The organism is Kribbella catacumbae DSM 19601, from assembly GCF_000372465.1.
Classification (GTDB): Bacteria; Actinomycetota; Actinomycetes; order Propionibacteriales; family Kribbellaceae; genus Kribbella; species Kribbella catacumbae.
Map to the genome: position 1 here is coordinate 101,484 of NZ_AQUZ01000007.1, position 20,922 is coordinate 122,405.

General features: G+C 66.7%; 23 protein-coding genes. 9 read left to right on the top strand and 14 right to left on the bottom strand.

The window, feature by feature from the left end; all coding sequences use genetic code 11:
- Positions 1-33: 33 nt before the first annotated feature.
- A complete protein-coding gene (locus tag A3ES_RS0109955; RefSeq protein WP_026162728.1) occupies positions 34-651 on the bottom strand; it encodes an aminodeoxychorismate/anthranilate synthase component II in 618 nt (205 codons plus the stop codon).
- Positions 652-694: 43 nt separating this feature from the next.
- A complete protein-coding gene (locus tag A3ES_RS0109960) occupies positions 695-1,465 on the bottom strand; it encodes a DUF881 domain-containing protein (RefSeq protein ID WP_020386655.1) in 771 nt (256 codons plus the stop codon).
- Positions 1,466-1,552: 87 nt separating this feature from the next.
- Between A3ES_RS0109960 and A3ES_RS0109965 the strand changes: the two genes are divergently transcribed.
- A complete protein-coding gene (locus A3ES_RS0109965; protein WP_020386656.1) occupies positions 1,553-1,819 on the top strand; it encodes a cell division protein CrgA in 267 nt (88 codons plus the stop codon).
- Between the two features lie 30 nt (positions 1,820-1,849).
- On the opposite strand, the gene A3ES_RS0109970 is transcribed toward A3ES_RS0109965, so the two are convergent.
- A complete protein-coding gene (locus tag A3ES_RS0109970; protein WP_020386657.1) occupies positions 1,850-2,872 on the bottom strand; it encodes an ABC transporter substrate-binding protein in 1,023 nt (340 codons plus the stop codon).
- Positions 2,873-3,150: 278 nt separating this feature from the next.
- Here A3ES_RS0109970 and A3ES_RS0109975 point away from each other — a divergent pair, with 278 nt between their 5' ends.
- On the top strand, positions 3,151-3,759 hold the full coding sequence (locus tag A3ES_RS0109975) for a hypothetical protein (protein WP_020386658.1): 609 nt from the start codon (positions 3,151-3,153) through the stop codon (positions 3,757-3,759).
- Positions 3,760-3,778: 19 nt separating this feature from the next.
- Here the strand turns inward: A3ES_RS0109975 and A3ES_RS0109980 are convergent, their stop codons facing one another.
- Positions 3,779-4,678, bottom strand: coding sequence for an alpha/beta hydrolase (locus A3ES_RS0109980; RefSeq protein ID WP_020386659.1), 900 nt, complete (start codon positions 4,676-4,678; stop codon positions 3,779-3,781).
- Positions 4,679-4,774: 96 nt separating this feature from the next.
- On the opposite strand from A3ES_RS0109980, the gene A3ES_RS0109985 reads away from it, so the two are divergent.
- The 3 genes from A3ES_RS0109985 (at position 4,775) to A3ES_RS0109995 (ending at position 7,221) form a co-directional block, all read left to right on the top strand.
- Entirely contained in the window at positions 4,775-5,308 is a 534-nt protein-coding gene (locus A3ES_RS0109985; protein WP_020386660.1) for an EXLDI protein, read from the top strand.
- 156 nt (positions 5,309-5,464) lie between these two features.
- Positions 5,465-6,433, top strand: coding sequence for a daunorubicin resistance protein DrrA family ABC transporter ATP-binding protein (locus A3ES_RS0109990; protein ID WP_020386661.1), 969 nt, complete (start codon positions 5,465-5,467; stop codon positions 6,431-6,433).
- Entirely contained in the window at positions 6,430-7,221 is a 792-nt protein-coding gene (locus A3ES_RS0109995) for an ABC transporter permease (RefSeq protein ID WP_020386662.1), read from the top strand. The genes A3ES_RS0109990 and A3ES_RS0109995 overlap by 4 nt, the downstream gene beginning before the upstream one ends.
- 45 nt (positions 7,222-7,266) lie before the next feature.
- On the opposite strand, the gene A3ES_RS0110000 is transcribed toward A3ES_RS0109995, so the two are convergent.
- Positions 7,267-7,962: a pyridoxamine 5'-phosphate oxidase family protein gene (locus tag A3ES_RS0110000; RefSeq protein WP_020386663.1), complete on the bottom strand. Its 696-nt coding sequence runs from the start codon at positions 7,960-7,962 to the stop codon at positions 7,267-7,269.
- A 67-nt stretch (positions 7,963-8,029) separates the two neighbouring features.
- On the opposite strand from A3ES_RS0110000, the gene pdxR reads away from it, so the two are divergent.
- The gene (gene pdxR / locus A3ES_RS0110005) at positions 8,030-9,409 is read left to right on the top strand and encodes a MocR-like pyridoxine biosynthesis transcription factor PdxR (protein ID WP_020386664.1); all 1,380 of its coding nucleotides are present in this window, start codon (positions 8,030-8,032) and stop codon (positions 9,407-9,409) included.
- A gap of 195 nt (positions 9,410-9,604) precedes the next feature.
- On the opposite strand, the gene A3ES_RS0110010 is transcribed toward pdxR, so the two are convergent.
- Entirely contained in the window at positions 9,605-9,877 is a 273-nt protein-coding gene (locus A3ES_RS0110010; RefSeq protein ID WP_020386665.1) for a hypothetical protein, read from the bottom strand.
- A 251-nt stretch (positions 9,878-10,128) separates the two neighbouring features.
- On the opposite strand from A3ES_RS0110010, the gene A3ES_RS46770 reads away from it, so the two are divergent.
- Genes A3ES_RS46770 through A3ES_RS0110025 form a run of 3 tightly spaced genes read left to right on the top strand, consistent with a single transcriptional unit; the run spans position 10,129 to position 11,731 of the window.
- On the top strand, positions 10,129-10,323 hold the full coding sequence (locus A3ES_RS46770; protein WP_020386666.1) for a hypothetical protein: 195 nt from the start codon (positions 10,129-10,131) through the stop codon (positions 10,321-10,323).
- Positions 10,323-10,892: a DUF6879 family protein gene (locus tag A3ES_RS0110020; RefSeq protein WP_020386667.1), complete on the top strand. Its 570-nt coding sequence runs from the start codon at positions 10,323-10,325 to the stop codon at positions 10,890-10,892. Before A3ES_RS46770 ends, A3ES_RS0110020 begins: the two co-directional genes overlap by 1 nt.
- Positions 10,889-11,731, top strand: coding sequence for a helix-turn-helix domain-containing protein (locus tag A3ES_RS0110025; RefSeq protein ID WP_020386668.1), 843 nt, complete (start codon positions 10,889-10,891; stop codon positions 11,729-11,731). Before A3ES_RS0110020 ends, A3ES_RS0110025 begins: the two co-directional genes overlap by 4 nt.
- 54 nt (positions 11,732-11,785) lie before the next feature.
- Here A3ES_RS0110025 and A3ES_RS0110030 read toward each other — a convergent pair whose 3' ends face one another.
- The 8 genes from A3ES_RS0110030 to arfA form a co-directional block, all read right to left on the bottom strand.
- On the bottom strand, positions 11,786-12,160 hold the full coding sequence (locus A3ES_RS0110030; RefSeq protein ID WP_040454377.1) for a helix-turn-helix domain-containing protein: 375 nt from the start codon (positions 12,158-12,160) through the stop codon (positions 11,786-11,788).
- A gap of 2 nt (positions 12,161-12,162) precedes the next feature.
- A complete protein-coding gene (locus A3ES_RS0110035) occupies positions 12,163-12,561 on the bottom strand; it encodes a hypothetical protein (RefSeq protein ID WP_020386670.1) in 399 nt (132 codons plus the stop codon).
- 232 nt (positions 12,562-12,793) lie between these two features.
- Positions 12,794-13,696 carry a glycoside hydrolase family 43 protein gene (locus tag A3ES_RS0110040; protein WP_020386671.1) on the bottom strand — a complete coding sequence of 301 codons (903 nt, stop codon included), beginning with the start codon at positions 13,694-13,696 and terminating at the stop codon, positions 12,794-12,796.
- A 77-nt stretch (positions 13,697-13,773) separates the two neighbouring features.
- Positions 13,774-15,996 carry a family 43 glycosylhydrolase gene (locus A3ES_RS0110045; protein ID WP_026162732.1) on the bottom strand — a complete coding sequence of 741 codons (2,223 nt, stop codon included), beginning with the start codon at positions 15,994-15,996 and terminating at the stop codon, positions 13,774-13,776.
- A 23-nt stretch (positions 15,997-16,019) separates the two neighbouring features.
- Complete coding sequence (locus A3ES_RS0110050) at positions 16,020-16,847, bottom strand: carbohydrate ABC transporter permease (RefSeq protein ID WP_020386673.1); 828 nt, start codon at positions 16,845-16,847, stop codon at positions 16,020-16,022.
- A complete protein-coding gene (locus A3ES_RS0110055) occupies positions 16,844-17,725 on the bottom strand; it encodes a carbohydrate ABC transporter permease (RefSeq protein WP_020386674.1) in 882 nt (293 codons plus the stop codon). Before A3ES_RS0110055 ends, A3ES_RS0110050 begins: the two co-directional genes overlap by 4 nt.
- The gene (locus A3ES_RS0110060) at positions 17,722-19,026 is read right to left on the bottom strand and encodes an ABC transporter substrate-binding protein (RefSeq protein WP_020386675.1); all 1,305 of its coding nucleotides are present in this window, start codon (positions 19,024-19,026) and stop codon (positions 17,722-17,724) included. The genes A3ES_RS0110055 and A3ES_RS0110060 overlap by 4 nt, the downstream gene beginning before the upstream one ends.
- Before the next feature lie 182 nt (positions 19,027-19,208).
- A complete protein-coding gene (gene arfA / locus A3ES_RS0110065) occupies positions 19,209-20,711 on the bottom strand; it encodes an arabinosylfuranosidase ArfA (RefSeq protein WP_020386676.1) in 1,503 nt (500 codons plus the stop codon).
- Between the last annotated feature and the right edge of the window lie 211 nt (positions 20,712-20,922).

The following is a 20,922-nucleotide window of genomic DNA, read 5'->3' on the forward strand; positions in this document are numbered from 1 at the left end:
AGTTACTTCCCGCGGCCTTTCGTTTTGCCTGGCTTAGCTAACGACCGGCGCCATGCCGGCGGAGCGCTCGACCGCGCCGACGTCGCCGCAGATCTCCAGCCAGTTGGCGAGCATCCGGTGGCCGCCCTCGGTCAGTACCGACTCGGGATGGAACTGCACACCCTCGACCGGCAGGTCGCGGTGTCGCGCGGCCATGATCACGCCGGCCTCGGTTCGGGCGGTCACCTGGAGCAGATCCGGCACGGTGTTCTGGGCGATCGCGAGCGAGTGGTAGCGGGTCGCGGTGAACGGCGACGGCAGCCCGGCGAGCACGCCGGCGCCCTCGTGGAAGACCTGGCTGGTCTTACCGTGCAGCAGCTCGTCCGCGCGGCCGACCACCCCGCCGTACGCGACTCCGATCGCCTGCAGGCCGAGGCAGACACCGAAGATCGGGACCCGGCCGCCCATCTCCTTGACGATGTCCACGCACGCGCCGGCTTCTTCCGGAGTACCGGGGCCGGGGGAAAGCAGGACGCCGTCGTACTCCGAGACCTGGTCGGGGGTGACCTCGTCGTTGCGCAGCACGGTCGTGTCGGCCTGCAACTGCTGCAGGTACTGCACGAGGTTGTAGACGAAGGAGTCGTAGTTGTCGACGACGAGGATCCGCGGCATGCCGACCATTGTCACAGACGGACCGCAACCGGGCCGCTCGGATTCAGCGACCGGTCGCCGAGGGGCTGGCGGTCGGGGTCTTCTCGAAGCCGGGCACGGTCGCGCTCTGCAGCTCCAGCGTGCCCTCGTAGGCGGGCATCGCGATCGAGGCCTCGTTCTTCACCTCGTAGCCGAGCTGGAACCGCACCACGTAGTCCTGGAAGTTCTCGATGTACTTCGAGTCGTCCAGCGCCTGCTGCAGTTTGCGGCGGTCACCGATCGCAGTGATCTTGTACGGCGGCAGGTAGGGCACGCCGTGCAGGACGACGGAGTTGCCGACGCATTTGATCCCCGTGGTGGAGATCACCCGGTGGTTCTGGATCGAGAGGGCGTCGGCGCCACCGGCCCAGAGCGCGTTCACCACCGCCTGGATGTCCTGCTGGTGGATCACCAGCCAGTCGGCGTCGACGTCCGGGTTGTCCTTGACCACCTCGGGCGGGGCGTCCTTGAGCGTGACGGTGAGGCCCGGCCCGGTGACGGGCGTAGTACCGACCTGGTAGGACAGGTCCTTCAGTTGCCGGGCCAGTTTGGGCTCGATCGAGCCTTGCTGGGCCTGCAGCTTCTCGATGTCCTGGGTCAGCGCCGCGTGCTGGCGGGTCAGGCTGGCGCTGCGCCGGCTCTGTTCCTCGACCAGGCCCGCGAGCGTAGTGTTACGACTGGGACGCAGATCGGTACCGCGGGCGTTCGTCGCGCTGGTTGCAAAGAGCAGCCCGGCGCACAGCAACGCCACCGGCGCACTTGCGCGCCAGAGCGAAAAACGCCGCAGCTTGCTCACCCGTGATCCCCTTGCTCTCGTCTGCACTACGCTAACCGAGGCCAGAGCTAGCTTAAGTGTCCGCTGTCCGTTACGAGGAGTCGAGTCGTGCCCGAGTCGAGCAGTCGCAAAACCAAGAAGTCTTCCACCGACAAGGTGAAGGTGGAGAAGACTCCCAAGAAGCCGCGTACCACCAGCCGGGTATGGGTCGCTCCGCTGATGCTGGGCTGCTGGCTGCTCGGACTGATCTGGCTGGTCGTCTTCTACGTGGCCGGCCAGAACATCCCGGTCATGCGGGACCTGAACAACTGGAACCTGCTGATCGGCATGGGCCTGATCGCCGTCGGCTTCGTGGTCTCCACCCAGTGGATCTAGTCGCTCTCTGACGTATCCGGGCCACGGATCTCAGTCGGCGACCGGGCGCAACCGGCTCAGGTCCGTGGTCAGCTGCCGCAGGGCGGGCGCGAAGGCTGCCCAGCTCGTCGGCGTCTCCGGGTTCCACGCCAGCGCCTGACCGGCCTTGACGGCCGGCAGCCGCGCGTACGTCGGGTACTTGGCCTGATCGGTGGTGAACACGGCGGCCGAGCGGGCGTCGTACAGGATCACGTCGGCCGGGTACTTGTCCGCGACCTCCCAGGAGACCTCCTCCCAGTGCGGCTCCGCCGGGTCGAACTTCGGGGTGATCAGCTCCAGACCGAGGCTCTTCAGCAGCGTCAGGTCCGCGAACGCGGCCGGATTGCCGAAATAGAGCTTGTCCGGGCCGCCGGACAGGAAGAGCACCCGCAGGCCTTTCTTCTTCGCCGTCAGCTCACTCAGCCCCTTCGAGGCCGCTGCGAACTCCGCCTTGGCGGCGACCACGGGCGCCGCCTTCAGATCCGCGCCCAGCGCAGCCGCGACTTCGGCGTACCGGTCGATCACCCTGTCCACAGACCGGCCCAGGTAGTTGACGCCCAGCGTGGGCGCGATCGCCTCGATCGCCTCGACGGAGTCCTTCGGGACGTACCAGAGTTCCTTCGGGACCTGGATCGGCGCGACCAGCAGGTCCGGTTGCAGCGCGGCGAACTTCTCCACCTCGAACTCACCGTAGGTCTCCGTGACCGAGGTGACCGTACTCAGGTCGACCGACCCGGCGAGGTTGTTCGGCTTGCCGTCGGCACCCTTGGTCGCCCCGAAAATGCCAATCGGCCGTACGCCGAGATCCCACAGCGCGGCGGCTGCTGAGACCTGCGCGACCACCTTCGCCGGGCGCTCCGGTCTGGTGATCTTCACGCCGCGATCGTCGGTGAACTCCCACGGCCCGGTGCTCTGGACCGTCGTTCCGGCCGGCTTCTGGTCGTTCGAGCAGGCGGCCAGCAGGGCGACGGCTCCGGCCGACGCGGCTCCGAGCAGGACTGACCTTCTCGACGGACGGGCAGGCGGAAAGCGCACGGCAGACTCCTCTGAGCAGATTGAATAGGCAAGCCTTACCTTATCTTCACGATGAATTACAGAGGTGTGGTTATCCACATGGGTATCCCCAGCTGTGCACAGTTTCCAGCGGGGTTGTCCCCAGGTTCTCCCAAGGTTTTGGACGGATCCGGGCCAAAACCCGCGAAATCTGTGGATAAAAGAGGTTTGAGCACTGCCTTATCCACAGCTGGGGATCGGTGATCGGCGTAGCGTCGATAAGGCCGATCGCCGGCAACTGGAGACAAGGGGATCTCACGATGTTCGTTCAGGTGATTCAGGGACAGGTGACAGACGCCGAACAGGCACACGCTTCGCTCGACCGATGGGCGGAAGAGCTGGCTCCGAACGCGAAGGGCTGGCTCGGTACGACGGCCGGGGTGACCGAGGAGGGCAAATTCATCGCACTGGCCCGCTTCGAGTCCGCACAGGCCGCCCAGCAGAACAGCCAGCAGCCCGCGCAGGACCAGTGGTGGAAGGACTTCTCTGCGAATCTCGACGGGGAGGCCACCTTCCACGAGACCGAAGACGTGGTCGTCGACCTCACCGGTGAACCGGACGCCGCCGGCTTCGTCCAGGTGATGCAGGGCAAGGGCACCGATCCGGACCGGGCCCGCGAGTTGATGTCAGAGGACTCCGACGCCTGGGCCGGGTTCCGCCCGGAGATTCTCGGCTCCGAAGCCGCGATGTACGGAGACGGTGAGTACACGATGGCCATGTACTTCACCTCCGAGGCCGAGGCCCGCGAGGGTGAGAAGAAGGAGCCCCCGCCGGAGCTCAAGGCTCAGATGGACGAGCTGAACTCGATGGCGGTCGGGATGCCGACCTTCTTCGATCTTCCCCATCCCTGGCTGTACTCGCCGCGCTGATTCAAAGCCCTCCCCGGGATCAGGCGTCGATCCCGGGGAGGAGCGCGCGCAGCTGGTCCGTCAGGTCGGCGGGGATCTCGTGGCCGAGGGCGGGCAGCTTGTGGATCGTGAGGCCGAAGGCAGTGAGCTGAGCCGCGGCTTCGTCCACGACCTCAAGCAGGTCATCCTCGGTGCCGATCAGAATGGTTGCCGGGGACAACGGCGCCTGCGCTTCCGCCGGCAGTTCCCGCAGCGCCGGAGCCAGTACTACGACGCCAGCCGCTCGCTCGGGTTGACCGGTCAGCGCCCAGTCGAGCGCGACCCGGCCGCCGGCGGAGAAGCCGGCCGCGATCAAGGGGAGACCGCGGAGTTCTTGGGGGAACTGGTCGAGCGCCCGGGCGACGTCCTTGCTGGCGAGTTCCGGCTCCGGCCAGGTGCGGTACATCGGCGACATCAGCTGTGAGGACTCCACGCCGACCAGCGCATAGCCAAGGTCGAGCACACCCGCCCAATCCCGCATCGCGTGTGAGGCCCGCTGCCCCGCGCCATGCAGAGCCACCACCACTCCACACGGCGGGGTAGTGGGGAGCTGGATGAGGGGTTCGTCCTGGGAGGTGATCCGGCGCGAGCGGGAGATGGCTACGAGGTTCTGGAAGGCGGGCAGCGGCTGCAGGGCGGCCAGGTCGTCGTCCTCGGTGAGGATGCCTTCGTCCCACCAACCGCCGGCGTCACTCGCCTGCTGCAAGGCCGCCACGGCCTCGGTGGACTCCCCGAGAGAGCCGAGCAGGCAGGCACGGAGATGGGCCAGCTCCGCCACCCACGGCTGGAGGTCCGGCTCGGCGGCGTCCATCAGATCCAGGGCGACCCGCTGCAGGCCCTCGTCATACAGGGCAGCGACGCGGTCGGTCAGCCGGTCGTAGCGGCTCTCAGCGGTGTCCACCGGACGATCCTGCCAGGCCGGGCGGAAGTTCGTGGCGAATATATGTAGACACCTACGTATGCCATGCGTATAGTTCTACGTAGGAGGAGAGAGACCATGCCGAACAAGACGATCTACGTTTCCGACGACGACCTGGCCCTCTACAAGAGGGCCCAGGAACTCGCCGGCAACCTGTCCCAAGCGATCTCGACCGCGCTCCGCCGGTACGTCGAGATGGAGGAAGGCCGGCTCGAGGGCTTCGACGAGATCACCGTCCGGGTCGGGCGCGGGACGGGCCGCAAGCAGCGGTTCTCCGGCGTACTGCTCGCCGAGGGCGGCCGGTCCAACAAGAACGGCTACGAGGCGTTCAAGGTCTACCGGAGCCGGACCGGGAAGTTCGTCCTGCACGCCGACCGGCGGCAGCAGTACAGCAGCGTCACCACCGTCGACGGCTCCGAGCAGGAGTTCACCGGCTGGCGCAGCTGGGTCGGCAGTTTCAGCAGCAACCAGACCTGGAGCATGGCTCAGGGCGAGGCCACGCTGCACGTCGTGGAAACGGTGCAAGAGCTCCGGGAGCTGATCCCGGAGGACCTCTACGCCCTGGTCGAGGACGCGGCTGATCAGCCGGCCGTGGAGGACCTCGACATCTGACCCGTCCACCAGTCACCAACTGAACCTCGCTGATCCCCCGAACGGCGGCTCGACCACCGAGCCGGCCGGCCGGATCAGCACTCCCTGAATCTCCTCCTCCCCATCCCATAGGCCACCTGGGTCAGGTTCACCCTGCCCGAAAACAAGCGAGGATCCATGAACAGCTCAACCCCGGCGATCGACGTCCAGGGACTGTACAAGTCCTACGGCGACAAACTCGTGCTCGACGGCATCGACCTGAATGTTGCCGAAGGCACCGTCTTTTCCCTGCTCGGGCCGAACGGCGCGGGCAAGACCACGGTGGTCCAGATCCTGTCCACCCTGATCACCGCCGACGCCGGCGAGATCCGGGTCGCCGGGCACGACCTGCACCGCAACCCCGAGGCGGTCCGGGCGGCGATCGGTGTCACCGGGCAGTTCTCCGCGGTCGACGGTCTGCTGACCGGCGAGGAGAACCTGATCATGATGGCCGACCTGTACCACCTGGGCCGGCGCGAAGGACGCCGCCGGGCAGCTGAGCTGCTGGAGCAGTTCGATCTGGTCGAGCCCGGCAAGAAGATGGCCATGACGTACTCCGGAGGCATGAAGCGCCGGCTCGACCTGGCGATGACGCTGGTCGGCAGCCCGCGGATCATCTTCCTGGACGAGCCGACGACCGGGCTCGACCCGCGCAGCCGGCACAGCATGTGGCAGCTCATCCGTCAGCTGGTCGCCGGTGGCGTCACGGTGCTCCTCACCACGCAGTACCTGGAGGAGGCGGACCAGCTCGCCGACCAGATCGCCGTACTGGACCACGGGCGGCTGGTTGCCCAGGGCAGCCCGGAGCAGCTGAAGCGGCTGGCGCCGGGTGGACACGTCCGGCTCCGGTTCAACGCACCGGAGGAGTTCGCCCTGGCTGCCCAGGCGCTGCAGGCGACTGCCCAGGACGACGACGCACTGGTCCTCCAGGTACCGAACGACGGCAGCGTGCACTCCCTGCGCGCCCTGCTGGCCCGGATCGACGACGCCTCCCTCGAGGTGGACGAACTGACCGTCCACACCCCTGACCTGGACGACGTGTTCTTCGCCGTCACCGGTCAGCCGATCGCCAACGACACCACCGACGAGAAAGTGACGAGCAAATGAGCACCGTGTCCTACCCGATGGCAGACACCGCCACCATGCTGCGCCGCAACCTGCGGCACGCCCTGCGCTACCCCGGCCTGTCGCTCGGCGCCGTCGGGATGCCGGTCATCATGCTGCTGCTGTTCGGCCTCGTCTTCGGCGACACCTTCTCGGCCGGTCTCGGCGGGGGCGGCAGCTTCGACTACATCGACTTCCTCACCCCGGGCATCCTGCTGATGTCCATCGCGTCCGGGACGATGTCCCCCGCGGTCGCCGCCTGCACCGACATGACCGAGGGCATCGTGGCCAGGTTCCGGACGATGGCGATCTTCCGGCCGGCCGTCCTGACCGGGCACGTCATCGGCGCGACGATCCTGACGGTCATCAGCCTGGTCCTGGTGGTCGGCTTCGCCATCCTGATCGGCTTCCGCCCGAACGCTTCGGTGGGGGACTGGCTGCTGGCGAGCGGGTTGCTGGTCGCGCTGACCGTCGCGTTCACCTGGTTCGCGGTCGCCCTCGGCCTGACCAGCAAGACGCCGGAAGGTGCGAGCAACATCGTCCTGCCGATCAGCTTCGTACTGCCCTTCCTGAGCAACACGTTCATCCCGCTGGAGTCGATGCCGAGCGGCATCCGCTGGTTCGCGGAGTACCAGCCCTTCACCGCGGTCATCGACACCCTGCGCCACCTGCTGCTGGGGACGCCGATGGACAGCGGCAACGGCTGGCTCGCCCTGGTCTGGTGCGTAGCGATCGCCCTGGTCGGCTACTTCTGGGCCCAGAAGAACTACAACAAGGGCACCGCGGCCTGATGCTCGCCCTTGCCCCGGCTACCGCTCCTCAGGTGGCCGGGGCTTTCACCATCCGCTGAGGTACGGGCCGCCGAGCTGGTAGGTACGGGTCTTGATGTGGGCGGGGACGTCGAGGTCGCAGTCGGGGTTGGTGATGGGCTCGTCGGCTACTACCCGCAGCGGGATGACGCCCGTCCAGTAGGGCAGGTCGAGGTCCTCTTCCTCGTCGTTGGCGGCGCCGGAGCGAGTCTTGACGGAGGCCTCGGTGAGAGGGAGGGCCAGCACCGAGGTCTTCGCCAGCTCCTTGCGATTCGGCGGGCGGACGGACGTGGAGCGCCCGGGGACGAGGTGGTCGACGATCCGGTTGAGCCCGTGCAGCTTCTCGTCGGGGTCGGTGATGACACGCGGTACGCCGAAGATGACCGCCGAGCGGTAGTTCACCGAGTGGTGGAAGGCGGACCGCGCCAGCACCAGGCCGTCGGCGTGGGTGACGCTGACGCAGACCGTCTGTTGGGGAGCCGCGACCACGCTGCGAGCGGCCACCGAGCCGTGCAGATAGAGAGTGCCGTCGGCGCCGGCCTCCAGATCCATCCCGTACGCCGTGGGCAGCACGAGCGGGGCTCCGTCCATGACCACGCCGAAGTGGCAGAACATGCCGTCGCGAAGGATGTCGTGCAAGGCGGCGCGGTCGATCGCGGCTCGTTCCTTCTCCCGGCGCAGCTTGGTCCGGTCGGTCGGCGAGAGCGGCGTGGTGATGGTCATGAGATCAGTCTGGTGGCTTAGTGGCATGCTGGCACGGTCCATTCCCGTACAAATCAGGTAGTCCACTTTGGATAGCTCACTCCCTCTCGTCCTGACCCGCGACGGCAGTGGCCCGCTGCATCTGCAACTGGCCGAGCAGTTCCGGGCGGCCATTCGCGACGGGCGGCTCCAGGCCGGGCACCGGCTCCCGTCGACTCGCGACCTGTCCACGGAGCTGTCCGTGTCGCGGTCGGTGGCGCAGGCGGCGTACGACCAACTGCACGCCGAGGGGTGGATCGCGGGGCGGACCGGTTCGGGCACGTACGTCGCGGACGTAGTACCGCTGCAGCCGGTACGACGCCCGCGGGCGCGACCGGCCGAGCCTGCAGGGAAGAAGCTCCTGACGCTTCGCCCGGGCATCCCGTACGTCGGGCCGACGGTTGATGCCGGCTGGCGGCGGGCGTGGCGGGAGGTGTCGACCCGGCCGCCGTCGCCGGGCTATGAGCACCCGGCCGGTCTCCCGGAGCTCCGCACCGCGCTGGCTGAGCACGTCGGCCGTGTCCGGGGTATCTCCTGCGGACCGGAGAATCTGATGATCACCAACGGCACCATGCACGGACTGCAACTCCTGCTGACCGTGCATGGCACCGCGGGCGAACGCCTCGCCATCGAGGACCCCGGCTTCGTCAGCGCCGTCACGACCGCACGCCACAACGGCCTCGAGGTGGTCGACATCCCGGTGGACGAGGACGGCCTGGTCGTCTCCGCGCTCGATCCGGATCTGGCGGCCGTCTACGTCACGCCGTCCCACCAGTACCCGCTCGGCGGCCGGCTACCTGTTGCCAGACGCAACGAACTCATCCGCTGGGCACGACGGACCGGCGCGACCCTGATCGAGGACGACTACGACAGCGAGTTCCGGTACGACGTCGCGCCGCTGCCCGCGCTAGCACAGCTCGACCTGGACCGCGTGGTCCACCTGGGCACGCTCTCCAAGGTGATCAGCCCGGCCCTGCGACTCGGCTGGCTGGTCGCATCCGCCGACGTGGTCGACCAACTGTCGGCGTACCGGGAAGAAGCCGGCGACTGGCCGGCCTGGCCGATGCAGGCAGCCTTTCTCGCGATGCTCCGCGACGGCTACCTCGACCAGGTCATCCGCAGATCCAAACGCCTGTACGCCGAACGCCGCAACCACACCTGCAAAGTCCTGGCCCCCCACGGCCAGATAGTCGGCCAAGACGCCGGCCTCCACATCACCCTGCTCCTACCCAACTCCCTCGACGACCGAGCAGTCGCCGCCCAAGCCCGAGCCGCCGGCGTAGCCATAGCCCCCCTCTCTGACTACCGCCGAACCACCCCCGGCCCCCCAGGCCTGGTAATCGGCTACGCCACCCCCTCCACCGAGGACCTGCACGCGGCACTCCAAATACTCGTCCGCGTCCTGGGCGATGTCCCGACCGACAGGTAGTGCACCCCATGTACGCCGTCTCGCCCGCACTGTCCAGGCGCGAGCCAAGGGCACCCACCGCACTATGTCCTGTCCATCGGGACAGGACCTGCGCCTCTGACTCGATCTCGGCGACTCCGGCCGCAATCTCCCGGCGGGCAAGCAAATTGTTCAACCGCTCGTTGCCCTGGGCAAACGTCGCCGCGGTCGCGCGGGTCATGGACGCACATCATTGACGTGCCGTCGGTAGACGGCCAGAGCCTTCTCAAGGGCTTCGGTGTCAGTGCGGTCCTCAGCGGCTCGCCAGACATCTCGCAGCCGGGCCACATGGAGCATCACCCGCGCCTCGATCCATCGCAGTTGCGCTGCGACGGCGAGCGTCTCCAACGCAGCATCGACGGCGTGAACCTGATGCAACTGATCGACCATGTCATCCATGGCCGGCTCGTGCTCGAGCAACTGCACGATGTTCTCGGTATCGGACAACATCCCCGTGCCCTTCCGATGGGAGTGGAACGGTCAGGGTGCCGAGGCAGGGGAACTGATTGGTCATCCCGGCACCCTGACCGGCATGAGAGGTACACAGTGCCGCTGACAAGCCAGGTCAGATGCAGAGCAATATTCCATATAGAAAGAGGAATATCAAGCCAATTCGATTACTCTGCAGGCAGATATTCCAATCATGACAGCATTGTGTCTATGGTTGCTCTGCCAGCACTCTGATCAAGGAGGACGTCCCGATGTCACAGCTGCTACGGATCGCCGGTGATTGCCCGGACAACAAGACCTGCCCGGCCACCTGGACTCGGGCCATCGACCCCGACTCCGTGTACGTCGTTGGGGCGATCGTCGAGGGTGACGATGAACTCCTCGCGAAGGCCGGACCCGGGGAGGCTGTTGTCCGGATTCCTCGTACCCTTTGGGAGAGCCGTTGATGTTGCCCGAGGATCAGGTGGACGCCATCTTCGAGGGTTTCCAGCGCAGCGCATTCCGCCTCGAGGCTCTCGACCACTACCAAGTCGGGTCGGACGGGGGAGACGTAGTGCGCTACTTGGCCGGCGAGCCCGAACCGGATCCGCAGCGAAAAGGGGCGTGGCTAGAGGTACTGCGTACAGAACATGCTGCGGGCAAGCTCCGGCACCGAGTGCACGTACTGCGATCACCCCTGAGCGATTACCTACGCTACGAATGCGAGTGGGGGTACGTGCCGAACGCCGAGGCTGGAGAGCAGATCCATATCCTCGACCTCTCAGAGCACGAACTTCGCACCGACCTCGAACTGCTCGAGGACTTCTGGCTCATGGACGACGAGACCGTTCTCCGCATGCACTACGACGAGCGCGGCGCCTACCTCGGCGCGAGTCTTACCGACGACGTCGTGCCGTATCGTCAAACCCGCGACGCCGCTCTGGCCGGCAGCGAGGACTTCACTACCTGGTGGAACCAGCACCCGCAGTACTGGCGAGCCAATCAGCGGGAGCCGGAGAAACCTACCCGAGCATGACCGCTACGAACGACGCGTCCGGGGCTCATGACCTTGCGACGACTCTGCGCGAGCTTCGACGCCGTGCCGGTCTGGGCGGCGTCGAAGCCGCTCGTCGCGCTGCCGTCAGCCAGTCGAAGATCTCAAAGCTGGAGAACGGGCGACTCCGGGCCGATCCCGAGGACGTTCGGATCCTGTGCGACGTCTACGACGTACCTGCTGACGAGCGGGACGACCTGATCAGGCTTGCGACCGAGCTGAAGTCCGAGAGCCAACTGTCGCGGGTCGTCCTGACCCGGGGAGCTGCACGCCTCCAACAGCAGATCGGCCAACTGGAGTCGAGGGCGAAGCTCCTGCGCAGTTATCAGCCCACGATGGTGCCCGGACTCCTGCAGACGCGGGCTTATGCAGAGCTCGTCTTCAGTGATGGACTCGCCGATGATGACGCCCATGCCGCGGTTGCCGCCCGCCAGGACCGCGGCAATATCCTCGACGACGATGCGGTGCAATTCGTGCTGATCATCACCGAGGGCGCACTACGCTGGCAGGCAAGCGATCCGCACCTCATGACCGAGCAACTGGACAAGATCATCGCGATCTCACGGCGCGCGAACGTCCAGCTCGGAGTCATTCCTTGGACGACGCCCGTCGAGGTCTTCTGCACTCACGCCTTCCACATGTACGACTCCGCTGCCGTGGTGATCGGCACCGAAGTCGCCGCGGGCATGCTTGCAGCGCCCGAGGACGTGGCCGTCTACCAGCGGCTGTTCGAACGGCTGCATACCGTGGCATCCATCGGGGACGATGCCCGACGAGAACTGCTCCGGATCAGGAACGACTACCAACTACTCGGAGGCTGAGCGGCAGCCTGCCAGGCGACGTACTCCGCGATCACGTGCCGTGAAGGCCGGATCTCAAGCCGAGTTCGCCTCGCGGAACTGGTCGAGATCCAGCTCGACTTCCACACCGTTGAGGATCGCGACGATCCGTGGCTGCTCGGCTCCGGTGGCGTGCAGGTAGTCCGCCAAGGTCGAAAGCAACATGTCATGCCGACGTTCCAGACGCGAGACGACGGCTTGCCCAACGCCCAGCTTCGCGGCTACCTCGACCTGGGTGAGAGCCCCAGCTCGCCGGATCGTCGCCAGGTTCGCGGCGTAGACCCGATCCATTTCCCGCGCCTCGACCTCGACCTCGGCAACTGCGGCTGCGACCTCGGGGCGGGCGAGCAACTCGTTCAGCCGATCATTAGCACGCCTGAAATTCGCCTCGCCGGCACGCTTTCTGCCCACCGCTACCCCCTCGTCGCTTCCCGTTTCCATTGATCGATCAGCCCGTCGGCGCGGGCTCCCACCGAGTTGCGGAAGACATCCCCGATCCGGGCCTTGTCGCCGGCGAAGAGCGCAACCACGACGACGTCGGAGTCGGGCGGGAACCAGCAGATGAGCCGGATCGCGACACCATCCCGGTATGGATGTGAGACCCGCCAGAGGGGATACCGCTTCGACTGCCGCACCCATCGCAGGGTCGCCGTTTCGGTTTCGCGAGTGGGCGGTTCCTTGAGGTCCTGGAGATGCTTGAGTTCGGCAGCGACGAGGACGAGCACCTGTTTCGCATGCTCATCCCCTTTGTCCGCTCGTGTTTCGACCCGGTCGAGCCAGTCACCGAAGTCCGCCGGCCAGTCGATCTGCACCTTAGACTATGTCACTGGAGTCATATGACTTCAAAATCATATCCTCAGATTCCTGCGGCGGCAAGCACTCGTCTGCCGACGCGCCTTCGCCGGTGTCCCGATCGACAGGTAGTGCACCGGGTGTACGGCGTCTCGGGCGCACTGTCCAGGCGGGAGGCAAGGATGCCCGCCGGACTACGTCCTGTCCGTCGGGACACAATCCGGTGGGATCACCCTCTTGATGCGGCCTGGACTAGGGCGTGGCCGGGTTCTGCTTCAGGGGTGGTTGGACTGCAGGGACGTCGCCGTTCCAGGTGAGTTCGGAGAGCCACATGGTGCGGCCGGGTGGGTCGACGCCGACCAGGGCTGGGTCCCAGGCGTGGTAGACGAACCAGTAGCGGTCGTCCTTGAGCAGGACCATGTTGTGACCGGGGCCGGCGGCGTCGTTCGATGAGGTGAGGATGGGGTCGCCGGTCTTCGTGCACGGACCGGTCGGCGTCGTACAGAGTGCGTGGCCGACCGCGTACTCCGCCTTGTCGAAGGCGTTGGCGGAGTAGAAGAGATGGAACTTGCCGTTGCGCTCGACAACATAAGGCGCTTCGACGAGATTGCCCTCCCAGGGCAGCGTCTGCTTGATCAGGCGGGTGGGTTCGCCGGTCAGCGTCAGGCCGTCGGGGGCTAGTTGGGAGACGTAGATCCAGGTGTCGACGCTGACCGCGTTGCCGTCGTTCTTCCAGTAGAGCCAGCGCCGGCCGGACGAGTCCTCGAACGGGCTCGCGTCGATCGAGCCACCCTCAGCTACCTGACAGATCAGGGGTTTGCTCGATTTGTCGACAAATGGACCTTCTGGCTTCGAGGCCACCGCGACACCGATACATTGCCGCCCGGACGCGGTGTCGGAAGTCGTGTAATACATGACGAAACGATCAGTTCCCTGTACTGCGACCTCTGGCGCCCAGACCTTGCCCGGTGAGGTCCATGCGGGCAGGGATGGCAACGCGTCGCCGACCTGGTCCCAGGACACCAGGTCCGTGGACTTCAGCGTCTGCACGTTGCCGAGCGGCCCGTTCGTCGCGTAGGCGTAGTACTGGTCGCCGACCGCGATCACGTGCGGGTCGGCGAAGTTGTTGTCGTACACAGGATTCGTGAAGCCCATCGTTGCCCTTTCAGCACCGCCGGGGTTGCTGCACCCCACCAACAAGAGGCTCAGCAGCAACCCCGGCCAGCGCAGCATCACTTGCTCGCGTAGAACCGCAAGTAGTCGAACGTAGCCACCGGCGGCGGGTTGGAGCCGGTCTGGTCGCCGTGCGTGTAAAGGCCGAGCTTCGGAGTCGTCCCAGCCGGCAGCACCCAGGCTGCACCCCAGGTCCACTGCTTGCCGTCGACACTGGTCCCCGCCCGGTAGACGTGCTCCCCAGCCGCATTGCGCTGGTAGGCGAGCCGCATCCACAGAGTCGGCGCCGATCGCCCGATCGCCGCAGCGCCGTAGCTGGTCGCCCCGTCAGAACGCGCCACGAGCTCCCGGCCGAACTCGGTCTGCCGCGTCCTCCAGATCGACACGTCCCCGAGCCGGGCGAAGTCGTTGTCGTTCAGGTACGCGATCATCCCCGCCTGCTGGTAGTTGCGGATGTCGCCCTCGCCGAGATCGAGATGCAGCTTCGTCTCCGCGATCCAACTGTCCCGCGCCGGCGTCTGGTGGAAGAGCAGCCCGGCATTGTTGCCCGAGCCCACCAGATCGGTGTTCTGCATCGGCCACGACAACTTGCCCTCGGCAACAACTGCTCGCGCATCCGGTCGCACCCACGACCACTGGTCACCAAGACCCGAGCCGTTGAAATCATCACCAGCCAACAACTCCCCAGCAACCGGTACCGCGGCGGCGCGGCGTACCGGAGCCGCCACCGGGCGAACGGTCAGGTTGTCGACCTCGGCCGTCCCCAGCCAGCTCACCGGAGCGGATCGCACCTTCAGCCCTGGTACGTCGAGTCGCGCCTCCGCGTAGAGGTCGCCGAGCCCGGTGTCGCTCACCCGAGCGGTCACGGTGGTGCCGAGGACCTGCACCGCCAGGTTGTTCCACTGCGACCGGTCGAAGTCGGCAGGTAGGGCAGCACTCGCGGTGCGCCCGCCGGCAGCGATACTCACCTTGCTGCCACGAGCGCTGACCACCACGGCGCCGCCGCCGAGAACGGTGGTGAAGCTACTCCCGAGCTTGACGTTGGCCTCGACGCGCACCGACCCACCCGGCACCGACTGCTTCGTCGTTGCCGCGCCGCGGATGGACGCAGTGGGACCACCAAGCGAGTCACCAGCCAGCCTGGTCGCGCCCAGCAGTCCGCCGGCTGGATCGGCCGAGTTGATCCCGGCCGCTGAGCCGGTCGTCGGCGCGGGCTGTGGCGTATCGGACGGACCGGCGCCAGCCCGGGTGCGCGGCCAGCCGTCGATCCAGTCGATCCGGTCGATCAGCATCGGCCGCCGGTTGATGCCGAACGGGTCGGTCAACCACGGCGTACTGCGGTCGATCGCGTGGTAGACGATGTGGTCCTGCCCGGCCGCGTCGGTCATGAAGGCGTGGTGGCCCGGGCCGATCCACTTGTTGCCGTTCTGGGTGATCACCGTCGTGCCGCCGACGCGCGACTCGTTCAGGCTCACCCCGTTGGCGTCCAGGAAAGGCCCACGGGGCGACTTGGAGCGGCCGGCGAAGACGGAGTACCCGGTGGTCGGGCCCGCACAGCAGTTCATCGACGAGCCCATCAGGTAGTACCAGCCGTCGCGGTAGACGACGTACGCGCCCTCGTAGCGGTCGCCGACCGTCACCTGGGTGGGAGTACCGACCGAGTGCAAGCCGTCGGGGGAGAGTTCGGTGACGGAGATGCCACCGTAGAAGCCGCCGCTGTACATGTAGCGCTTGCCGTCGGCGGCGGTGAGCATGGCCGGGTCGATCGTGCCGAAGTAGCCGCCGTTGCCGTCGGGCTTCGGGGCGACCACCGGGCTGTCGGTGGCGGTCCAGGGACCTGCGGGAGTCGGGGCGGTGGCCACGCCGATCCCCGGATCGCCACCTGGGTTGGCGAGTGTGTCGGTGACGGTGAAGTACATGACGTACCGGCCGCCGAAGTACCGGATGTCGGGAGCCCAGAAGAAGGAGCCGGGTGCGGCCCAAGCGGGTTTGGTGCTGTCGTTGAAGACCGTGCCGAGGTACTCCCAGTCGCCGAAGTCCTTGGTCCTGGCCATGTGCATCAGGCCGAACGGGCCGTTGGCGACGAGCGGGTCCGAGGTGGCGTAGGCGTACCAGTAGCCGTCGCGGCCCTGGATGATCGCCGGGTCGGCGAAAGTGTCGGCGAAGGATGCTGAGATGTCGTTGAGCGTGGTCACGGGTGGCGGCGCCGCGACTGCGGCCGTAGTACCGGCGGCAATCGCGACCACGGCAGTTACTGCTGCTAGTAAGCGTTTAGGAGGCATGGGCAGGGGTCCCCTTTCACAAATCAACCTTTGATGCCGCTGCGGGCGACACCTTCGATGACGTAGCGCTGGACGAAGACGTAGAGGATCAGTACCGGTACGGCGGCGACGGTCGCGCCGGCCATGATCACCGGGTAGTCGGTCGTGTAGGCGCCCTGCAGCAGGCTCAGGCCGGCCGGCAGGGTGAGGCGTTCGGGGCTGAACAGCACGAAGAGCGGCCAGACGAAGTCGTTCCAGTTGGCCAGGAACGACAGCACCGTCAGGGTGGCCAGCGCCGGCTTGGCGTTCGGCAGGATGATCCGGGTGAAGATGGTCCAGGCGTTCGCGCCGTCGATCAGCGCGACCTCCTCGAGCTCCTTCGGGATGGCCAGGAAGAACTGCCGCATGAAGAACACCCCGAACGCACCGGCCGCGCCGGGGACGACCAGCGCCCACAGCGTGTCCAGCCAGCCCAGGTTGTCCATCAGTAGGTAGTTCGGCATCAGGAAGACGAAGCCGGGGATGAACAGGGTCAGCAAGATGAAGGAGAAGATGAAATTCTTGAAGCGGAACTCCATCCTCGCCAGGGCGTAGCCGGCCATCGAGGCCACCACGACCACCAGCGCCGCGTGCAGGGTCGCCGCGGCAAAGCTGTTCAGCGCCCAGCGCAGTACCGGGTTCTGGCCGCCGGTGGTGAGGACCTCACCGAACGCCCGCCCACTCGGGTCCTGCGGGATCAGGGTCGGCGGATCGGCCTGCGACTCACCGACCGTCTTGATCGAGGTGACGACCATCCACAGCAACGGGACGATCACCAGCAGGGTCAGCAGCACGACCAGCACCCAGAAGAAGGCGGACGGTCTGCGTTTCATGACTTACGCTCCTTCATCAGCCGGAACACGACGAGGGCGACGATCGCCAGGCAGATCGCGAGCAGGTAGCTCATCGCCGCGGCCTGCCCCATCCGGAACTGGCTGAATCCCGTGTCGGTGATCACCATCAACGCCGTCGTGGTGGTGTCACCGGGTCCGCCCTGCGTGATCAGCAGCGCCTGGCCGAACATGTTGGCGCTGGCCAGCAGGGTGATCACGACGATGAAGACGGTGACCGGCCGCAGCCCCGGCAGCGTGACGTGCCGGAACTGCTGCCAGGTGCTGGCCCCGTCGAGCTCGGCCGCCTCGTACTGCTCGGCCGGGATGTCCTGCAGCCCGGCCAGGTAGATGATCGCGTTGAAGCCGGCCGTCCACCACACCGTCACCGCGACCAGCGCGACGAAAGCCCACGGCTGCTCGGTGGTCCAGCCGATCTCGGAGATGCCGAAGACGCCGAGGAAGGCGTTCAGGATGCCGAACGTGGTGTCCAGGATGTAGCGGAACATCAGGCCGATGACCGCCACACCCAGCACGTATGGCGCGAAGTACACGGCCCGGAAGAACGTCCGGCCCGGGAACTTGCGATTCAGCAGCACGGCCAGGCCGAGCGGTACCGCCACCAGGAACGGCACCGACGCGACCGTGAAGATCCCGGTCGCCCGCATGCCGTGCCAGAACGGCTCGGCCGTGGCCGACAGCGGGTCGAACAGGTCCTTGTAGTTCTGCAGCCCGACGAACGGCTTGCCCGGCAACTGGAAGTCCCAGTCGTGCAGGCTCATCCACAGACCGAAGACCGCCGGCCCGACGACGAACAGCAGGAACAAGGCGAGGTACGGCGCCAGAAACAGATACGGCGTAGCCCGGCCGTATCCCCTCACGCGCCGTACTTCTTGCGGTTGGCCTCCAGGATCTTGTCCGCCCGGGCGGCCGCATCGGACAGCGCCTTGGCCGGCTCGGTCTTCAGCAGGACGGCCTCGTTGATCGCCTTGTTCAGCTCGGCGAGCGCGTCACCGATGCCGGGGACGGGCGGCGGGAAGCGCAGGTCGTCGATCTGCGTCGCCAGCGCGGCCTGGTCCGTCAGCGCCTTGAAGTCGGCCGACTCGCGCACCTGCTTGCGAGCCGGGACCTGACCGCCCTTGGCCCACTCGAGGGACTTCTGGCTGACGTAGTTGACGAAAACGCGCGCGGCGGTGGACTTGTTCTGGTCCGGCGTCTTCAGCTTTGGGAGGCAGAACTGGTGCGAGCCGGCCCAGGCCGCCTTCTTGCCGCCGATGTTCGGCAGCGGCGCGACGCCCCACTCCAGGCCCTTCTTCTCCTTCAGCGTGTTGATGTTCCAGATGCCGTTCCAGTTGAACGCGTTCTTGCCGTTCTGCAACGCGATCGCGTCGGCGTCCTGGGCGACGTTCTTCGGGCTGTAGCCCTTCTTCACCAGGTCCGTGAACCAGGACAGCGCCTTCACCCCGGGCTCCTCGGCCCAAGTCGCCTTGGTGGACTCGGTGTTGAACAACTCGCCGCCGAACTGCCAGAGCAGCGCCTCGACGCTCAGCACGCCGGTGAACTGGAACGGCGTGGCCCAGTGTCCCTGGATGCCCTTGCCCTTCAGCGCTTCGAGCGCCGCCATGTACTCGTCCGCGGTGGCCGGCGGCTTGGCCGGATCCAGACCGGCCTGGCTCATCAGCGTCTTGTTGTAGAAGAAGCCGAGCGGGTGCACGTCAAGCGGGATCCCGTACCGCTTGCCGTTGTACTCGCCGGCCTTCCAGACCACGTCGGCGAAGTCCTCCTGCTTGAGCTCGAGCGCCTTGGCCACGTCGTCGAGCGGCTCGATCACGTTCCGGGCCGCGTTGGTGGCGAGTGAGTCGACGTGCATGATCGCGACCGCCGGGCCGCGGCCGCTGCTCACCGCGGTGGGCAGCTTCGTGTAGTAGTCGGCCCACTGCATCACGGTCATCTTGACCTTGATGTTCTGGTGCTCAGAGTTGAACTGGTCGACGATCTTGCGCATGAACGGGCCGTCACCACCGGTGAACCCGTTCCAGAAGTCGAGCTCGACGGCCGGGCCGTCGTACCCCTTCGCGCCGCCGTCGCCGGTCGCGGGCGCCGCGCCGGGCTTGCCCGCCGAGCCCGAGCCACAGCCGGCCAGTACGCCGGCCGCCCCCAGAGCGCCGAGTCCGCCCAGCACGAGTGTCCTGCGTCCGAGGTTGTTTGAGTGATTGCGGTGTCCAGGTGCGTGCATCGCGGTGGCGGAGGGGCGGCCTCGATGTTTTTCCATCGTGGTCGTTTCTCCGCTGCCGCGAGGTGCGTGCCTGGGCGCCGCAAGCGCCAAAGAACCTCGGACGCAGGACACTAGCCGGTTGATGGTGTTCACCGTGTACCTCCAGGGGAGAGCCTGATCATGTGCCACGAAGCAGGGGGCAACGTGGCCGTACAGCTGTCGTTGGTGACCTCGGTGCCGTCGATGCGCCGCGGCACCACCCGGTCCGGGTCCTCGGCGGTGTTGACCGCACTCCGGTCGTCGTCGTACAGAGCCAGGTGCTCGACCACCCGCAGTCCTGGCTTCACGGGGACCTCGAGGTCGACCTTGTCGGTCTCGCTCCGGTTCACCACGAACAGCACCACTTCGCCGGTGCTTTCCTCGTACGTCGCGGTGCTCCACAGCGCCGGCACCCGCCCGTACTCCGCGGTGTCGATCTCGGGGCCGGCCACTTCGGTTCGCAGTACCGTCGAGCCCGCGTACTTCGCGGTCAGCGCGAACGGGTGGAAGATCGTCTGCCGCCAGGCGCGGCCGTCGGGTTCGGTCCGGATCGGGCCGATCACGTTGACCAGTTGCGCCAGGCAAGCGATCTTCACCCGGTCCGCGTGCCGGAGCAGGGTGATCAGCAGGCTGCCGACCACCACCGCGTCGTCGACCGTGTAGGTGTCCTCGATCAGCGGGCCGACCTCGCGGATGTCCAGCCCGAGCTCGCCGGGGAAGCGCTGCTGGTACCAGACGTTCCACTCGTCGAACGACAAGGTGATCTCCTTGTCGCTGCGCTTGAGCGCCTTCACGTGGTCCGCGGTGGCGACGACCGAGGCGATGAACCGGTCCATCTCCTCGGCGGCCGCGAGGAAGCTCTGCTGGTCGCCGTCCTTCGGTTCGTAGTACGCGTGCAGCGAGATGTGGTCGACCAGGTCGTAGGTGCGCTCCAGCACGGTGCGTTCCCAGTCGCCGAACGTCGGCATGTGCCGATTGCTCGAACCGCAGGCGACGAACTCGATGCCCGGATCGACGCGGCGCATCGCGTTCGCGGTCTCCTCGGCCAGCCGCGCGTACTCCTCGGCGGTCTTGTGGCCGATCTGCCACGGCCCGTCCATCTCGTTGCCCAGGCACCACACCTTGATGCCGTACGGCTCCTTGTTGCCGTAGGCCACTCGGCGGTCGGGCAGTTCGGTGCCGGCCGGGAGATTGGTGTACTCGAGCAGTTCGACGGCTTCCCTGATCCCGCGGGTGCCGAGGTTGACCGCCCAGATCGGCTCGACGCCGGCCTTGCGAGACCAGGCGACGAACTCGTCGGTGCCGAACTGGTTCGGCTCGATCGCCCGCCAGGCCAGGTCGAGCTTGCGCGGCCGCTGGTCCTTCGGGCCGACGCCGTCCTCCCAGTCGTAGTTGGAGACGAAGTTGCCACCCGGGTAGCGGATCGTCGTCACGCCCAGCTCACGGACCAGGGCCAGCACGTCCTCGCGGAAGCCGTCCGGGTCGGCCGTGGCATGTCCCGGCTCGTAGATCCCGGTGTAGACGCAGCGGCCCATGTGCTCGACGAACGAGCCGAACAGGCGCCGGTCGAGGGCACCGACGACAAACGCGGGGTCAACCGCAAGACGCGCCACAGATCCTCCAGAGAGATCTTTACAACGATTAACCTGGAGTTCTACAACGATTGACATCCGCTGTAAAGAGCTGACCCCTCTCCTGTTCATTCGCCCCCTTTTCACCCTCTTTGGACCTCCCGGTTGACAGCGAGCCGGCCGGGAGGGTGAAAAGGGGGCGAATGAACAGGGGGAGGGCCGTGCAACACTCGGGCAACAAGCGGGCGAAGGG

Excerpts from the sequence above, each read along its gene's own strand:
- A3ES_RS0109955 (WP_026162728.1), bottom strand. The coding sequence starts at position 651 with ATGCCGCGGATCCTCGTCGTCGACAACTACGACTCCTTCGTCTACAAC.
- A3ES_RS0109975 (WP_020386658.1), top strand. The coding sequence starts at position 3,151 with ATGTTCGTTCAGGTGATTCAGGGACAGGTGACAGACGCCGAACAGGCA.
- A3ES_RS0109985 (WP_020386660.1), top strand. The coding sequence starts at position 4,775 with ATGCCGAACAAGACGATCTACGTTTCCGACGACGACCTGGCCCTCTAC.
- A3ES_RS0109990 (WP_020386661.1), top strand. The coding sequence starts at position 5,465 with ATGAACAGCTCAACCCCGGCGATCGACGTCCAGGGACTGTACAAGTCC.
- A3ES_RS0109995 (WP_020386662.1), top strand. The coding sequence starts at position 6,430 with ATGAGCACCGTGTCCTACCCGATGGCAGACACCGCCACCATGCTGCGC.
- A3ES_RS0110000 (WP_020386663.1), bottom strand. The coding sequence starts at position 7,962 with ATGACCATCACCACGCCGCTCTCGCCGACCGACCGGACCAAGCTGCGC.
- A3ES_RS0110010 (WP_020386665.1), bottom strand. The coding sequence starts at position 9,877 with ATGTTGTCCGATACCGAGAACATCGTGCAGTTGCTCGAGCACGAGCCG.
- A3ES_RS46770 (WP_020386666.1), top strand. The coding sequence starts at position 10,129 with ATGTCACAGCTGCTACGGATCGCCGGTGATTGCCCGGACAACAAGACC.
- A3ES_RS0110020 (WP_020386667.1), top strand. The coding sequence starts at position 10,323 with ATGTTGCCCGAGGATCAGGTGGACGCCATCTTCGAGGGTTTCCAGCGC.
- A3ES_RS0110025 (WP_020386668.1), top strand. The coding sequence starts at position 10,889 with ATGACCGCTACGAACGACGCGTCCGGGGCTCATGACCTTGCGACGACT.
- A3ES_RS0110040 (WP_020386671.1), bottom strand. The coding sequence starts at position 13,696 with ATGGGCTTCACGAATCCTGTGTACGACAACAACTTCGCCGACCCGCAC.
- A3ES_RS0110045 (WP_026162732.1), bottom strand. The coding sequence starts at position 15,996 with ATGCCTCCTAAACGCTTACTAGCAGCAGTAACTGCCGTGGTCGCGATT.
- A3ES_RS0110050 (WP_020386673.1), bottom strand. The coding sequence starts at position 16,847 with ATGAAACGCAGACCGTCCGCCTTCTTCTGGGTGCTGGTCGTGCTGCTG.